Raw genomic sequence first — 16,146 nt, forward strand, 5'->3', positions numbered from 1 at the left:
AATAGTCATCGCCCCGCTTTATTATCCCATTTTGCTACCGCTATCCTGGTCACACACCATATCGTGGCGCTTAGCATCATAATGCCAAGTGCTGCGTTTCTTCGGAACGTCCCGGCCACAACCACAGCAAGGTAAATCCGACCAGGTAAGGGTGTGTACAATCAGCTGCGGGTTAGATCCGCCGGTAGAAAACTCTGCATGGTCATAGTCTTCTCCGCAACGACCTGCAGAATAAACCGGAGTTTCTAGTTGCTCGGGGACGCCGGTAAGAGGATTCATCAACCAGACATAGTTGGTGCTAAGAACATCCATACCGCTGTTAAAAGCAGACATGGAAATAACCGGAATTACGGCGTCTAAATAGCCGTCTCCATTAACATCGCCGTATTCAATAGCATAATCTGCGGGGGTACTATCTCTAGTTTTAGCCTGCAGCGAGAAAATATCTTCTACTCCATAGTTCGCGGCATTACCACCCTGAGCAGCCAGCAGCTGCTCGGTCTGTTTTTCGTTTAAGCGATAAATGCCTTTGTCTAAACGGTAGTTCGTTAGTTTGTCACATCCCAGTTGCTTATTTTGAAAATCCTCTTGGCACTCGGGAGCGCTATAACCGCGAGGTAATAACCAATCGGTATTAGCAAAATCGAAATTCTTGATGGCATCTTTTTTGGTAGTGGCGCCAGCGGAGCTGCTATCTGCCTTATCAGCGTTCTTAGCTCCAATGTAAATACTGTTGGTAAGCTTGCCGTCCTCGTTCCAGTTAAAAATCAAGAGGGTTTCACCAGATAAAATACTGCGCCCGGGTTCCTTTAGGGTTTTCGTCCACAGCAACTTATTGTCGGCATCTAACCCGAAAAGGGTATTGGTCTGCATTGCCGAAGGATAAGCTACCACCCGTACATTGCCCACCGTTCCCAGGGTTTCACCGCTAACGCTATAGGTGCTTTCTTTAGCGGTGGAAGAGGAATCTTTGCCGTTGCTCTCTTTCCCGGTTAAGGGAATAGAAAAACTATCCTTCTTCACTGTCTTTACTGCCGCGCACTGCAGGGTTTTATCTTTTATCTGGTAACGCTGGGAATCTGGGCATTTCGGCAGATTTTCCCCGTCTTTCACTGGCAAAGTTATTCCGGTATCGGCAATAGCAACTTTTTTGCCATTTTCACTGGAAACTGCCTGATAGCTCAGCCCCGCAAGCTGCTGATTCGTAAATTTATACCAAATTACTAGTGTGTAGCGATCATCTATTCTAAGTGGATACCAGAAGGGATTTTCCGGGGCATCACTGGCAAAATCTGGCGGTATCTCTACCTTTTTTATCACCACTACGGTTTTAGTTACGGTGGGCACAATTCCATTTTCTAAAGCAGAAGTGGAGTGCTGTCGGTACACCCAGATACCGCCCAGGGTCAATGCCACTACCAACACCACAACTAAGGCAATCAACATTATTACCGCGTTTTTTCGCGGTTTTTTTCGCTGCGGTGGTACCGGCGGAAACTGACTGTTTGCAGAATAGGGAGCGGGTGGTTCGGGCGGATAGGGCGGGTTCGCTACTGGATTTGAGGGCGCAGGGAATCCGGGGTTGCCGGGATAGCTGGGTGGAACCGGTGCTCCCTGATTTATTCCCGGAGCGGGATAGGCGCCGGGGTAAGTAGGAGGTGTGGGCGGGTATCCTCCTGGATAGGGATAATCCCCGCCTTGTCCTTGTCCCGGAGCAGGTACTGGCACGGAGGGCGCAGCCTGCGGATAGGGAGGATAAACTATCGGGGAATCGCCGCCACCGGTAAAAGATAGCTCCGAGTCTTCCGGGGGATTGTCTTGCTTGCCATCCTGGGGGTCGTTCACCTTACTGTCTCCTCTCTGAAACCTGTTGCGTGCGCGGATAACTAAAGACCAGAAGAAGATTGTCCGCGCAGCTTAGTTAGGAACTGGCGGGTACGTTCCTGGGAAGGATTGCGGATCAGCTGCTTGGCATCCCCAGATTCCAGTACCACCCCGTTATCGATGAAGAGGGCACGATCAGCTACTTCGGCCGCAAACTCCATTTCGTGAGTCACGATTACCATCGTCATCTCCTCGGCCGCCAGCGAGCGGATAATCTGCAGGATCTCTCCGGTTAGCTCCGGATCTAAGGCCGAGGTGGGCTCATCAAAATAAAGCATCCTGGGTTTTAGTGCCAGCGCCCGGGCGATGGCTACCCGCTGTTGCTGCCCGCCTGACAGCTCGGAGGGATAGGCCTGCCCCTTATCGGCCAGGTTCATCCTTTTCAACAATTCCAGCGCTGTTTCCTGGGCTTCTTCGCGTCCTCTCCCCTGCACCTTTATCGGGGCATCAGTGAGATTACGTAGCACGGTCCAGTGCGGAAACAAGTTAAAGTCTTGGAATACCAACCCAAAGTCGCGCCGAAACTCGCGCTCGTCGCCGGAGGAAACCTTAACTCCGTCCTCTTTCTTTAACGCCTGCTTCCCGAAATAGCAGATTTCGCCGCTATCCATTTCTTCTAAGAAAGTGCAGCACCGCAAAAGCGTAGACTTGCCGGACCCAGAAGGTCCGAGAATCGCTAGCACTTCACCGGTATTGACAGTCAGGGACACCCCTTTCAGCACCTGATTGGTGCCGAAACTTTTTTCCATACCGGTAACACGTAGCGCTTCCATCTTCCTCACCTGATCTTGTAACTTCCCATGCGTTTTTCAATCCGTTCCATCACTACCGCTACCACCAGATTAAACACCCAGTAGAAGATCCCGGCTGCTACAAAGGGAAGCATAGAAGCGCTGGCGGCGGCCTGTTGCTTCGCAATCGTAAACATCTCCGCATAGGCGATCGCAAAAGCCAGAGAAGTATCTTTTACCAGCGTGATTACCTCGTTGGTAATCGACGGTAACACCGTACGGAACATTTGCGGCAACTTGATGGTCAGGAAAGTACGCGCCGGGGAATAACCCAGTACAAACGCGGCCTCTGACTGTCCCACCGGAAGCGCCTGAAAACCGCCGCGGTAGATTTCCGCAAAATAGGCGGCGTAGTTAATAGCGAAAGCAATAATCACGGCGCTGAAACGGTAGGCAGCTCCGATTTGCATCCCGAAGAGGAAGAAGGGACCGAAATACACCACCAGGAGCTGCAACATTAAGGGGGTGCCCCGCATCACCGAGATATAGAACTGGATAAACCAGGCCAGTGGCTTAAAACGGCTCACTCTCCCGCCATAAACTACCAGTCCCAGAGGCAACGATAAAACCAGGGTGAGGGCGAAGATAATGAAGGTTTGCAGCATACCGCCGGCCAGTTCCGGCAAGAACGATAAATCCATTAACAATAGCTCCCTGCGCCAGCTTTTGATTTTTCACGCAGCAAGCTAATCAGTAACAATCGCTTTTTCTAATTTGTACTTCTTAGCGATCTTGAGGAAAGTGCCGTCTTTCTTCATCTCGTCCAAGGTCTTTTGCACCTGGTCGCGCAAGGCTTGGTTACCCTTTTTAAAACCGATGCCGTACTGCTCGGTGTGGAAGGGCGGCTCCATAATTTGGAACTTTTCCTTCCCGCGCTGTTCCAACTGATATTCGGCTACTCCAATATCAACCGCAACCGCGTCGGCTGCGCCTGCCTCTAGGGTCATAAACGCATTATTGTAATCGGGCACCTGGGTCATTTCCTTGAAGCTGGACACCAAACCCGCGTTTTCCTTGTCTTGCAGCGCGGCCAGACCCGACGAATCTACCTGCACCAACACAGTCTTACCCTTCAAATCCGCCGGGGACTTAATCCCCGATCCGGCTTTAGTTACGAACACAATCGAGTTATCTACGTACGGTTTAGAGAAAGTGTATTGTTTTTCGCGCCCGTTCATGGTGAACCCATTCCAGATGCAATCGATAGTACCCGACTTGAGTTCCATGTCTTTGGAATCCCAATCAATAGCTCGCTTTTGCAGGTTCCAGCCGTTACGTTTAGCTACCTCGGCAGCAAGATCCAAGTCGAAACCTACATATTCTCCGCTCTTATCTTTATATCCATAGGGCGGGAAGTTGGCATCAAAGCCTACCGTAAAGTCATCACCCTTAGCTTTGCCAGCATCTGCGGCGCCCGAGCCTCCTGCACATCCGGAAAGCGACAGTGCCATCACCAGACCGGTTAGCATTAATAGCGTTTTCTTCAGCTTCATTGGGAATCTTTCTCTAAGTCAAACCTGCAAGATACCTAGAGTTTAACAGAGCACCTAGCGGAATCTTTTAAACGCCCGTTCTCATCTCAAAGTACAAAATATTTTTTGCGTTCCCAGTTTTTGGGTATAAAACATCCTGAGCTTTCGAATCTGCCGGGTTTTCGCGGCAGGTTTCTGCCGCGAAAAAGCAAATTATCCGACCTGGTATCCGGTGCGAGCTTTTAGCAAATCGCCCCCGGGAACCGCTTCAATTAGTTCGCGGGTGTATTCCTTTTGGGGATTGGCGAAAATATCGTCAGCTTTGCCATATTCAACCAGTTTGCCCTGTTCCATCACCGCGATATCGTCTGCGTTTTCACGCACCACCGCCAAGTCGTGGGTAATGAACAAATAGGTCAACCCCAGCCGTCCTTGTAGCTCATTAAGCAAATGCAAAATCTGATCCTGCACCAGCACATCCAAAGCAGAAACTGCTTCGTCCAGTACTACGAGCTCTGGGCGCAGCGCCAGGGCGCGCGCAATCGCCACCCTTTGCCGTTGACCGCCAGACAGTTCATTCGGAAAACGCCGCATAGCGCTGCGCGGGAGCGCCACCATATCCAGCAAATCCGCCACTCGTTTTTCTCGCTTCGCGCGATCCCCAATGTGGTGGGTGCGCAGTGGCTCTTCAATACAGCGGTACACCGAAAACATGGGATCTAGGGAACCGTAAGGATTCTGGAAAACCACCTGCATCTTGCGGCAAAGCGCAAATAGTTGTTTGCGCTTCAAAGTCGATAGGTCGATTCCCTCGTAATAGACCTTCCCGGAAGTGGGGTTGAGGAGGTTCAATATCATGTTGGCAACCGTAGATTTACCGGAGCCAGACTCTCCTACCAGCGCCAAAGTAGAACCCCGGCGCACCTGAAAAGACACGTCATCGACTGCCCGGAAAGTCTTCTTCTTACCCTTTTGCCCGCGAATATCGAACTCTTTCACCAGATGCTCGACCCGAATCACCTCGTCACCAAGGTGTTTTTCTAAGGGCTGCCCCAAGACATTGGTACCCATCACTTTTTGTCCGGAGCCTTTGGCAGCCGCCACTGCTAGGTTCACATCTGCAGAGGTATGCGATTCGATAGTCCCTGGCACTTCCGCTGCTTTTTGGGGAGAATGATTTATTTCAATCCTCCGAGACGCTAGCGAGGGCGCCGCATTAACCAAGCGCTTGGTATAGGGATGGCGAGGATCGTTCAAAATTTCCCGCGCGGGTCCGGATTCTACTACCCGTCCGCGGTGCATAACTACCAGATGAGAGGCTCGTTCGGCCGCCAGTCCCAGGTCATGGGTAATAAACAGGGTGGAAGTACCCAGATCCTGAGTTTCTTTTTCCAGGTGATCCAAGATGCGCCGCTGAACAGTCACGTCTAGGGCGCTGGTGGGTTCATCGGCGATTAGCAGTTTCGGCCCCGCCGCCAAACCGATGGCGATTAGGGCGCGCTGGCGCATACCCCCCGAAAATTCGTGCGGATATTGCTTGGAGCGTGCCTCAGCATCTGGCAAACCTGCATCTGCCAGTGCTTTCATCGCTTGTTCGTGAATATTACCGCCCTTGGTAGCTTCGTTGAACTTCAAAGCTTCTGCCACCTGGGAACCGATTTTCCAAACCGGATTCAGGTTCGACATCGGGTCTTGCGGTACCATCCCGATCTGGGCTCCCCGCACCTGCTGCATCTCTTTTTCAGTCAGGCTGGTCAGTTCGCGCCCATCGAACTTAATAGATCCGCCGGCAATTTTCCCGGTACCGGGCAACAGCCCGATGATCGCCATGGCCAAAGTCGATTTACCAGACCCGGACTCCCCCACAATCGCCACCGTCTGTCCCCGGTAGAGAGTGAGATTAGCTTTGCGCACCGCTGGAACCACGCCGGTAGTGGACTGGAAGTTAACCTCTAGGTTTTTTACTTCCAACAGGGGCGTAGGCGCAGGAGGGGTACCAGCGTTAGCTACGCTACGGTCGGCAAGAGTCTGATCCGAGTCAGCTGCCATAATCTGATCCTTTTGGTTATTTTGATTCACGATTAATGTTTCCTCTGGTTCGGGTCGAGCGCGTCACGAATTACGTCTCCCATCATGATGAAGCTCAATACCGTAAGCGCCAAGGCGATAGACGGCAAGAACAAAATCATAGGCGCAGTCCGCAGCTGTTGCTGGGCAGTAGAGATGTCTCCGCCCCAAGACACGATGGAGGAAGGCAGCCCGATTCCCATGAAGGATAGGGTGGCTTCGGCCACGATAAAGGTTCCCAGCGCCACAGTCGCGTACACAATCACCGGAGCGGCCGCATTCGGCAAAATATGACGCAGCAGAATCCGGATATTAGATACCCCTAGGGTGCGCGCGGCAGTTACGTATTCCTCATTCTTAATCGAAAGCACCGCGCCCCGGGTAATACGGGCGATTTGGGTCCATCCAAAGACCCCCAAGACGATTACCACCATCCAGATGGAGCGCTGTTCCTTGAACATTTGCATAATCACGATGGCCGCCAGCACCATGGGGATGGCAAAGAAAATATCCACGATCCGGGAAAGAATCGCGTCTAAGATTCCCCCGAAGTACCCTGCCAGGGCGCCAAATACTACCCCAATAATAGTGGCAGTTAAGGTAGAGAAAATCCCTACTGCAATCGAGGCACGCGCCCCATAAATAATCCGGGAATACAGGTCACAGCCCTGCATATCGAATCCAAAAATATGACCTTTACGAGGCCCGTCGATCGAATTTTCCAAGGTGCAGTAAGTGGGATCTTGGGAAGTAAACAGCTGCGGCACCACCGCCATTAACACCGCAACAATAATGATGAATAGAGCCACCCAAAAGAGGGGGCGGTGGCGCAACTGTTTCCAGGCCTCCCCCCATACCGAGGAGGGCGCCGATTCATCGGCTACAGCATCGACTGCACCCAGGCCAGTTTCATCGACCTTGTTAACGAAATGTTCTTGTCCGGGAAGTAGTTGGTTACTCATAGCGAATCCTCGGGTCTAGTACAGCGTATAACAGGTCTACTAGCAGGTTGGCAACGATATAGACCAGCACCAATACAGTAGTAATAGAAACTACCGTAGCGGCCTCACCACGTAAAATAGCCTGGTAAAGAGTACCGCCGACACCGTTAATCGCGAAAATACCTTCAGTCACAATCGCGCCGGTCATTAAGGCCCCCAGGTCTCCTCCTAGGAAGGTAGCTACTGGAATAAGGGAGTTGCGCAGCACGTGGTGAGTCATTACCCGGGATTCGGGAATCCCCTTTGCCCGGGCAGTCCGCACGAAATCAGCGGTCAGGTTTTCCGAAACCTCTTGACGAGTAAGGCGGATAACGTAGGCACAAGAAACTGCTCCTAGCACTAACGCCGGCATCAGCAAGGACTGGAAGTTGACGTTTGCCCCTACGGTAGTAGGCAGCCACCCTAGTTTCACCCCTAAGAGGAACTGCAGCAAGAAGCCGATTACGAAGGTCGGTACCGCGATTACTACCAGGGAAATCACTAGCACAGTCGAGTCAAAAAGTTTACCTTTTTTAAGTCCGGCAAAAAATCCGAAGAAAATCCCGATCACGGCCTCAAAAATAATCGCCATAAACGCTAGCTTGATAGTTACCGGGAAGGCGTTGGCCATTACTTCGGTTACTTCTCTGCCGGAGAAGGTCTTTCCGAAATCTAGGGTGACGATTCCCTTTAGATAAAGCAGGTACTGCATCCACAGCGGTTTATCGAGGTTGTATTCCGCGCGAATCTGCGCGGCTACCGAGGGGGGCAGTCCCTTATCTCCGCCTAGTGCCTGCACCGGATCTCCCGGCATGGCATACACCATCGCGAAAATCAGCAACGTTGCCCCAAAGAATACTGGGACCATCTGTAGTAGACGATGCCCTATGTATCTGAGCATAGGTCTCTCCTTGACTATAAGCTGAGTTAAACCTTATCGCGTTAACGCTTCCAGGAAAAAACCGGAGGCGGATCTGAAGGCATTTTATTGCCTTCAGATCCGCCTCTTAACTGTGTTTACTACAGTTTATTTGCGATTTTTTCTTTACTTTGCGTTCTTAGTGATCTGGTAGTAAACCGGTTCACTCTTCCAGTTAAAGGTTACGTTGGAAACATTTTCTTTGTTCCAAACACCTAGAACATTGGAGTACCACAGCGGGATAGCAGGCAGATCAGTGAACAGAATCGATTGCGCTTCTGCAAACTTCTGGTCCTGAGCGTCTCCTACCGGCAGCTTCGCAATCTCCAGCATCAGCTGGTTGAACTGTTGGTTGTCGTATTTACCATCATTGGAGTTGCCGTTCTTGGAGTATAGGGGCTCCAAGAAGTTCGTCATCCCCGGGTAGTCAGCTTGCCAACCAGAGCGGAATGCGCCCTTAATGGTTTCCTGGGTAATGGCATCGCGCAGTCCCTTGAAGTCCGGGTAAGGATCGCCGACCGCATCAATACCCAAGTTGGTCTTGAGCTGGTTGGTAACCGCGTCTACCCAATCTTTATGGGAGGAGTCCGAGTTATAGCCAATAGTGAACTTGCCATCGAACTTGGAAATAGCATCAGCTTTCTCCCACAGTTCCTTAGCCTTGGCTTTATCGAACTTCAAAACCTCGGTACCTTTGACTTCTTTTAGAACTTTGTCGTAGTTAGGCATGGCCGGCGAAGTGAAATCTTTGGCCGGTACCCGGGTCTTCTGGAAGATCTTTTTACAGATGCTGTCGCGGTCAATCGCGTAAGAAAGCGCTTGCCGGCGCAGACGGCCTTCCTCATCCATCCCGAAGTGCTTTAGCCGATCCGGAATAGTGAAGGACTGGAAAATAGCCACCGGCTGATTAATGCTGGAATCCGGGAAATCGGACTGGAAGGTGGTCATCGCTGACGCTGGCACATCGTCCAACACGTCAAGCTGACCAGAACGGACGTCTGCATATGCCGCGTCAGTCTTGGTGTAAATCTTGAAAGTGAGTCCACCGTTCTTAGCTTCGCGCGGGCCAGAATATTTATCGTTCTTTACCAGTTCGATAGATTCGTTGTGGTGCCAACCCTTGTCCTTGAGAGTGTAGGGACCGGAGGTAACCGTGGGGTTCTGGCCGAAGGCCTTCAAATCTTTGAAAGCCACATCCGGCAGCGGCACATAGGCAGAGTAGCCCAGGCGCAGCGCAAAGTCAGAAGTCGGCTGGTTAAGAGTTACCTGGAAAGTATAATCATCAATCTTCTTTAGCCCCGACAGTTCGGGAACATCGGGAGCCGGGGCTCCTTCTTCTTCCGGACCGGGAGTAAAGCCTTTAATTACCTCAAAGAAAGAGGAAGACATTTGAGCGTTCTTCGGGTTTGCCCCATAGTTCCAGGCCTTGATGTAGTTATCGGCCTTAATCGGCGAGCCATCGGAGAACTTGGCATCCTTCCTTAGCTTAATCGTCCAAACTACCTTATCTTTAGACTCAATCGACTCGGCCAGTTCGTTCTCGGCCTTGCCAGTCTTGGGTTCGTAATAGACCAGACCAGAGAAAAGCGCGTCTAGGACGCGCCCGCCACCGGTTTCATTGGTAGAAGTCGGAATCAGGGGATTTTGTGGTTCTACCGTGTTTACAGTAATAATCCCTTTACTATCTGCATTTGCCGCTGAATCTCCGCCAGAGCCGTTTGAACAGCCGGCTAGTCCGAGAGATAGAGCAAGTGCAGATGCTAGGGCTAATGCACCCCGTCGTTTCACTATTGCCTCCAAGCTTGTTGCTTACATTTTTAAAGCTGATGTGTCAGAAAAAATGTTGACACAATCACAGCTAAATATAGCATTTCAGGTTTGGAGTTTTTACACAATCCCAAGATTTTCTCGACTTACCTTTAAGAAATCGATAACTGATATGATACCGATTAGTCAGGATATAGGCATTTATTTTTCCGGGAATTCTCAGCGGTAATAACTAGAAAAATTTCCCGGTTAAATGCCTATACATGCCGGGAAAGATCAGCTTCTTCCGGTTTAACTGCCGGGGCGCGGGTAACCAGCTTATGCCCGATCCACAGCGCCAAGAAGAACAGCAATCCAATATAGATTGCTAAGAAGTTGATGATAGAAAATCCCCCACTCATCACATCTAAGGACTGCCCCACTACCACGATGGCACACATTACTAGCGCAATAATTGGTCCCGCCGGATAGAACAGTGCCTTATAGGGAAGCTCAGCTACCGATTTGCCTTGGGCTTTATAGGCGCGGCGGAAACAGTAATGAGACCAAGCAATTCCCATCCAGGTAATAAAGCCGGCAAGTCCGGATGCATTCACCAACCATACATAGACCTGGCCGGTACCTACACGCGAGGTGGCAAAGCAAACTGCTCCCACCATACTGGTAGCTAACAGCGCGACCAGGGGAACTCCGTGTCCCGTGAGGCGAGCAAAAATAGCAGGTGCTTTTTTCTCTTTAGCTAGCGAGTAGAGCATCCTAGTCGCCACATACATGCCGGAGTTACCAGCAGAAAGAATCGAAGTTAAGATGACGGCATTCATTACCCCCGCCGCGATTGCTACCCCAGCTCGTTCAAAAAGCAAAGTAAAGGGAGACTTGGTTACGGCCTCGGTAAAGCCTTGGGCGGTGTCGGAGTCGGCACTTGCTCCCTGCAGGAGGGCGGGATCGGTGTAGGGAATCAGAAAAGAGATAACCGCGATCGCCCCGATATAGAACAGCAAGATACGGATGAAAACGGCCCGAGTAGCGCGAGGTACGTTAGTTTCAGGATCTTGGGTTTCCCCGGCGGCAATCCCGATCATCTCGGTGCCTTGGAAAGAGAAACCGGCAATCATAAAGACTCCCATGATGCCCCAAAAACCATTTACGAAGGGGGCATCCCCGCGGGTAAAGTTGGTGAAGCCCGGAGACTTACCCCCCATAATCCCGAGCACCATTAGGATCCCTAGCACTAGGAAGACGATCACCGTTACTACTTTGATAGAGGCAAACCAGAACTCTGATTCCCCGAATCCGCGAACGGTGAAAGCATTAAGTACAAACAGGATTAGCAGGAAAAGTAGCGACCAGACCCAGGCGGGAACCACCGATTCCGGGAACCAGTATTGCATCACGATAGTGGCCGCAACTAGCTCCGCTGCCACCGTGATTGCCCAGTTGTACCAATAGTTCCATCCCTGTGCAAAGCCAAAAGATTTGGAGACATAGCGGGTGGCAAAAACTTCGAACGCACCCGAGGTGGGACAGTAGGTGGCCATCTCCCCTAGCGACTGCATCAGGAAAAATACCATGATTCCGATGGCTCCGTAAGCAACCAGGGCACCTCCGGGACCGGCGCCGGTAATGGTACCGCCAGAGGCTACGAAAAGCCCGGTTCCAATCGCTCCCCCAATGGCGATCATATTCAGGTGGCGTGCCTTTAGCTTGCGGTGCAGCTGGGGGTCACCCCCCTGAGACATACCAGGATTAGCATCAGAAATTTCGCTACTGGCCACGACATCCTCCGAGATAGTTATTTTCTAGTAACTTTATGAAAAGCTACCTCACCTTTCCAATCTGTGGTCACATTGCCCACATGCTGGCTATAGCCGATGTTAGAACTGGGCGACCAGAGCGGGATTGAGGGTAAATCAGCCAGTAGCAGAGTTTGTGCCTGCTCATAGAGTTTTGCGGCCTCTTTAGGAGTGTCTGCCGCTTGCGCCCTAGATAGAAGCTCTGTGTATTCGGGGTTGTCGTAACCCATCTTGTTGCCATTACCGCCTTTTACATAGCGACCAGCGAGGAGATTATTTGGTGAGGGATATCCCATTGACCATCCCATCCGGAACGGTCCGGTAAAAGAATGTTCATCCATCATTTCCATAAGGGTCTTGAAATCAGGCTGGGGGTCACCTACCGCCTTGACCCCCAGGGTGTTAGACAGCTGATTGCAGATTGCATCTACCCAGGGCTGATTGGATTCGTTGGAGTTATAGGTAATTTTTAGCTCCCCCTGCCAGGGGCTAATCTTATCGGCAGCCTTCCAAGCCTCTTTGGCGGCCGCGGCATCAAATTTAAGTACCTGGTTCGTAGGGCCAGCATCCATATGTCCCAAGATTTGCGGCGGTAAGAAATCAGTGGCCGCCGTGCGGGTGCCGTAGAAGATGGTTTTGATTATGTTTTCTCGGTTAATCGCTTGGGATATGGCTTGGCGCCGCAATTTCCCTTCTTCGCCCGAAAAGTGCTTAGTCTGGTAATCGATATCCAAGGTCTGCATACTGGCCTGGACTGCGCTGGCACGATTTTTTCCCAAATCTTTCTCGGCGTTGGGTAGCTCCCCATCTGGAATTTGGTCAAGCACATCCAGGTTTCCAGCTAGTAGATCCTGGTAGGCGGCCGACAGATCCGCATATATTTTGACTTCCAGTCCCGCATTTAGCGCCTGGCGGGGCCCGCGGTAGGTGGTGGATTTATCTAGTTGTATCCGACTGGAGGGCTCCCAGCTAGTCAGGGTATAAGGGCCATTCCCCACTGGTTTTTGTCCGAACTCCTTTTTAATCTTCCCTTGGGCATCGAAAGCACTGTCAGGAAGCGGGTAAAAGCCGTTGATTCCCAGGCGATTGGAAAAGTCAGCTACCGGACGTTTCAATTTGATGGTTATTGTATAGTCACCATTAGCCATCACCCCGCTAAGATCTCCGGTACCGTCGTCTGTTGCTCCCTCGATTGCCTCAAAAGCGGTGGTAGCTCCGAGTTTCTGCGCAGCGGAAGCCTTCCAAGCGCGCACGAAGTTCTTCGCCAGCAGCGGGGTGCCGTCGGAAAATTTACGATCGGTGTTCATCTGGATGGTCCAGGTCTTATGGTCAGCAGAATCGGTTATTTCCCGAGCCACGTCGTTAACCACTTTCCCTTGCGGGTCGTAGGTGACCAGACCGGCAAAGAGCAGATCAATGATCTTGATTCCGGCATCATCATCGGCAGCGGCCGGGATTAACCCTCGGGCGGGTTCCTCGCCATTAATCAATATCCGGTCAACCGAATCGGTCGTAGAATTGTCGCTGCAAGCGGTCAAACCTGCGGCAGCGAGAACCGTTGCTGCCAATACGGCGAGGGGGAGCCAACGACTGCGCATAGTCTTAGCCTTTCTGAAAACCTAAATTATTAACTATAATGATACCGATTTATTACTTTTTATTTAATAATTTATATTTTGCCTGTTTTATTTTTGATTTTTCAAAATTTGTAGCAGCTAGCATTCTTATTTTCGCTGTCAGCCACATCTTTATCCGCGAGCTACTGGGTTTGAGGACGAGGGGGGCGCTATCCTACCGACTGTGCTCCCAGCAAACGGGAGACAAATCTCGTTCTAAGCAGAAACAGTTTCTGAGATAACCTGAAAATGTACTGCTCCTGCCGGCGATACTTTCCGCACAAAATCAGCGAAACCACCGCCATCGGCCGCACGGAATTTCTGATAGATCGCTTTCCAATGGCGCCAGCCATACCAGGGAGCCAGACTCAACGCAGGAACCCCCAGGTAACGTTGGCGTAAGAGCACCTGCTTCCAAGGACCAGAAACCGTATGGTTCAAATAGGCAATAGCCTCCGGCAAACCCCAAGCAGATGTATTTTTACCTTGCGAACCATATAATTGCAGATCCGCTAGAGCCAAGGCTATATAGCGCATGATCCGTTCCTGGATCAGCAATTTAATCTCACCGGGAATATCCCAAAGCTCTGGCGCCATCTCCAGGGCAAACAGATCCCAACCCAGATTGGAGGCCGGTAATCGCGCACCAATACGGGTAAACAGATTAGCACCGTAGGACTGCCGCGCCCGCGAATATAGATGCGAGCCCGGGATGCCCTTTTCCAAAGCGGCCAGCGCAAAGTAGCGGTCTTCGATTTCTAGGAAAGAGTCGAAGGCGGCGCCACTGATAGCCGCCGGATTTTCTCCGCTTTGATAGGCATGCGGGGCGCGGCTAGCAGCGCAATTACGCGATAAAACTCGCGAGTTTTCTGAAAGTTTGATCCCAGCGGGATAGTAGGGATGTACCAGGCAGCCGTAGGGGTCATTCTCCCATTTCAAGGGAGAGGTTTCGGGATTTACCAGCTCCGCCAACTCTGGGTCTACCTTGCTGCGCAGTTCATCCCAGGCATCCTCCATAGCCCAAGTAAGCACGTTAAACCCGTCTGCAAGTTCTAAATCAGAGAGCCGATATGCATGTTTATCCCCCAATTCGCTACGAAGCTGGTCGCACTGAGCTCGCAGGCGAACCAGATCCCCACTAGCCGCTTCAAAAAGCTCCGCGGGGTTAGGTTCGCTTACGCCCACGTTCAGCAAGGAAATGAAATAAGAGTGCGGATCAATCGAGCTGATGGGAGAGCAGGCAGGCAGAATTTCTTCCTTTAAAAAGCTCGCCATTTCAGAAAAAGCACCCTGGGCGGCAGAGATCCCCCGATCGAATGCGCGTTGGCTCATTTGCGAAAGCCGGGTATTGAGCATTTCAGCGCGCTTAGCTTGATAGATGTCATGAGCGGGATTTGAAAGTTTACAGGCCTGTCCCAATACCATTTCCAGGACTTCCCGAGGAAAAGCCCAACCCCGATCCCGCGATTCTTTCATCGTGGTTTGTAGTCCCGCAAACGCCTGCGGAAGTGCCAAGAATCTGCGCATAAGATTCCCCACTCCCGCCTCGTTGCTGACGTCCATGAGTTTGAAAGTTTCGGCAAAAACCTGGATTGGCGAGTTAGTGCCGCTGATTTCGGAGGCTAAGAACCCGGCTTCGAACTTTTCTTGTTCGGCGCGAGCCAACAACGTGAATCCTTCGGCTTCTCGCTTTTCGCGAGGGGTAGGCTTAGATGTCTTCGCTACTCGCGCTATGGCATCTTTACGCAAGTTGTAGCGTTCCGAGATTCCCGGCGGTGAATAATCCGGTAGGAAAGCATCATACCCGGAGATTCCCCATTCGGACGCTTTAAAAGGATCAATCCGGGCGTAGGCGGTAACGTACTGGTTAAGCACGCTATCGATTTGCTTAACATCTTTTTCCAACCGCAACCCCCGCTTTCATATTCCCTCGTTCTTATTGGCACCAGCTAGCTCGCTTGCTAATCTCTATCGTCCTATATTATGGCTCACGCGCAATAGGAAACTAAAAACAATATTCTAGAAGTGATGGAACAGTATTTCACGGATCAGCCCGCCGCTAGTGCCGGGGAACGCACCCGGATCGAAGTTTCTCTAGCGGGCAAAGAGCTTTGTTTAGAGGGAGCGGAGGGAGTGTTTTCCTCCCGCCACTTAGACAAGGCAACTGCAGTGCTATTAGCAGGGGCCCCTACTCCCCCCGCAGAGGGCACTTTTTTGGATTTAGGGTGCGGCTGGGGACCGCTAGCAATCAGTTTGGGACTTTTGAGTCCCTCTGCGCAGATATTAGCGGTGGACGTAAGCGAACGTGCCCGCGATCTCACCCGCACTAACGCCCAGCGCGCGGGAGTTTCCTTGCAGGTAGGAACCCCAGAAGAGATGCTTGCGGCCGCAAAATCCGCCGGAGGAATCGATCTAATCTGGTCTAACCCTCCGGTAAGGATCGGAAAGAAACCGCTCCAAGAGTTACTGCTCACCTGGTTGCCTCTATTAAAATCCGGCGGAGAGGCAATTTTGGTAATGGGGAAGAACCTGGGAGCAGATTCGATGCAAAAGTGGCTGTGCGCGCAAGGTTTCCCCACCCGCCGCCTTGCCTCGAAGAAAGGTTTTCGCCTGTTAGCCGTCTCCCCTGCCTAGTTAGGCGACTGTAAGCGATCGCGGAGCCAATGAGAACACTCCGTTCAGGGCGCAGGGGATAACTTTTTCCTCCCGCCCAAGAATTCGGAAAACGTAGCGACGTTTTCCGAATTCTTATGCCCACCGCGCCCACTCGGATAAAAGTTATCCCCCGCGCTACCGCTACTTGGTCAACGCAAATGCCAACGAAGGCGGCTCTTTATGAATCAACAGTCGCGGGAGG

General features: G+C 51.6%; 12 protein-coding genes. 1 reads left to right on the forward strand and 11 read right to left on the reverse strand.

Features of this window, described 5'->3' with window-relative positions; all coding sequences use genetic code 11:
- Positions 1–21: 21 nt before the first annotated feature.
- From AC1EKS_RS05110 to AC1EKS_RS05160, 11 genes are all read right to left on the reverse strand, one after another.
- On the reverse strand, positions 22–1,845 hold the full coding sequence (locus tag AC1EKS_RS05110) for a hypothetical protein (RefSeq protein ID WP_481009024.1): 1,824 nt from the start codon (positions 1,843–1,845) through the stop codon (positions 22–24).
- Between the two features lie 41 nt (positions 1,846–1,886).
- Entirely contained in the window at positions 1,887–2,657 is a 771-nt protein-coding gene (locus AC1EKS_RS05115; RefSeq protein ID WP_481009025.1) for an amino acid ABC transporter ATP-binding protein, read from the reverse strand.
- 5 nt (positions 2,658–2,662) lie between these two features.
- Positions 2,663–3,316 carry an amino acid ABC transporter permease gene (locus AC1EKS_RS05120; protein WP_481009026.1) on the reverse strand — a complete coding sequence of 218 codons (654 nt, stop codon included), beginning with the start codon at positions 3,314–3,316 and terminating at the stop codon, positions 2,663–2,665.
- A gap of 45 nt (positions 3,317–3,361) precedes the next feature.
- Entirely contained in the window at positions 3,362–4,168 is an 807-nt protein-coding gene (locus AC1EKS_RS05125; protein ID WP_481009027.1) for an amino acid ABC transporter substrate-binding protein, read from the reverse strand.
- A gap of 192 nt (positions 4,169–4,360) precedes the next feature.
- Positions 4,361–6,196: a dipeptide ABC transporter ATP-binding protein gene (locus AC1EKS_RS05130; protein ID WP_481009122.1), complete on the reverse strand. Its 1,836-nt coding sequence runs from the start codon at positions 6,194–6,196 to the stop codon at positions 4,361–4,363.
- Positions 6,197–6,228: 32 nt separating this feature from the next.
- A complete protein-coding gene (locus tag AC1EKS_RS05135; RefSeq protein WP_481009028.1) occupies positions 6,229–7,176 on the reverse strand; it encodes an ABC transporter permease in 948 nt (315 codons plus the stop codon).
- Entirely contained in the window at positions 7,169–8,095 is a 927-nt protein-coding gene (locus tag AC1EKS_RS05140) for an ABC transporter permease (RefSeq protein ID WP_481009029.1), read from the reverse strand. Before AC1EKS_RS05140 ends, AC1EKS_RS05135 begins: the two co-directional genes overlap by 8 nt.
- Before the next feature lie 144 nt (positions 8,096–8,239).
- Complete coding sequence (locus AC1EKS_RS05145) at positions 8,240–9,901, reverse strand: peptide ABC transporter substrate-binding protein (protein ID WP_481009030.1); 1,662 nt, start codon at positions 9,899–9,901, stop codon at positions 8,240–8,242.
- A 236-nt stretch (positions 9,902–10,137) separates the two neighbouring features.
- A complete protein-coding gene (locus AC1EKS_RS05150) occupies positions 10,138–11,619 on the reverse strand; it encodes an amino acid permease (RefSeq protein WP_481009123.1) in 1,482 nt (493 codons plus the stop codon).
- Between the two features lie 53 nt (positions 11,620–11,672).
- Positions 11,673–13,271: a peptide ABC transporter substrate-binding protein gene (locus AC1EKS_RS05155; RefSeq protein WP_481009031.1), complete on the reverse strand. Its 1,599-nt coding sequence runs from the start codon at positions 13,269–13,271 to the stop codon at positions 11,673–11,675.
- A 234-nt stretch (positions 13,272–13,505) separates the two neighbouring features.
- Positions 13,506–15,194, reverse strand: a complete 1,689-nt coding sequence (locus tag AC1EKS_RS05160; protein ID WP_481009032.1) for a DUF885 family protein — start codon at positions 15,192–15,194, stop codon at positions 13,506–13,508.
- A 123-nt stretch (positions 15,195–15,317) separates the two neighbouring features.
- Between AC1EKS_RS05160 and AC1EKS_RS05165 the strand changes: the two genes are divergently transcribed.
- Entirely contained in the window at positions 15,318–15,923 is a 606-nt protein-coding gene (locus AC1EKS_RS05165) for a class I SAM-dependent methyltransferase (protein ID WP_481009124.1), read from the forward strand.
- The last annotated feature ends 223 nt before the right edge of the window (positions 15,924–16,146 follow it).

Source organism: Varibaculum sp. C0165D1 (assembly GCF_056590355.1).

Coding starts and splice junctions, on each gene's coding strand:
- AC1EKS_RS05115 (WP_481009025.1), bottom strand. CDS start 2,657: ATGGAAGCGCTACGTGTTACCGGTATGGAAAAAAGTTTCGGCACCAAT.
- AC1EKS_RS05150 (WP_481009123.1), bottom strand. CDS start 11,619: ATGTCTCAGGGGGGTGACCCCCAGCTGCACCGCAAGCTAAAGGCACGC.
- AC1EKS_RS05155 (WP_481009031.1), bottom strand. CDS start 13,271: ATGCGCAGTCGTTGGCTCCCCCTCGCCGTATTGGCAGCAACGGTTCTC.
- AC1EKS_RS05130 (WP_481009122.1), bottom strand. CDS start 6,196: ATGGCAGCTGACTCGGATCAGACTCTTGCCGACCGTAGCGTAGCTAAC.
- AC1EKS_RS05135 (WP_481009028.1), bottom strand. CDS start 7,176: ATGAGTAACCAACTACTTCCCGGACAAGAACATTTCGTTAACAAGGTC.
- AC1EKS_RS05165 (WP_481009124.1), top strand. CDS start 15,318: ATGGAACAGTATTTCACGGATCAGCCCGCCGCTAGTGCCGGGGAACGC.
- AC1EKS_RS05140 (WP_481009029.1), bottom strand. CDS start 8,095: ATGCTCAGATACATAGGGCATCGTCTACTACAGATGGTCCCAGTATTC.
- AC1EKS_RS05125 (WP_481009027.1), bottom strand. CDS start 4,168: ATGAAGCTGAAGAAAACGCTATTAATGCTAACCGGTCTGGTGATGGCA.
- AC1EKS_RS05120 (WP_481009026.1), bottom strand. CDS start 3,316: ATGGATTTATCGTTCTTGCCGGAACTGGCCGGCGGTATGCTGCAAACC.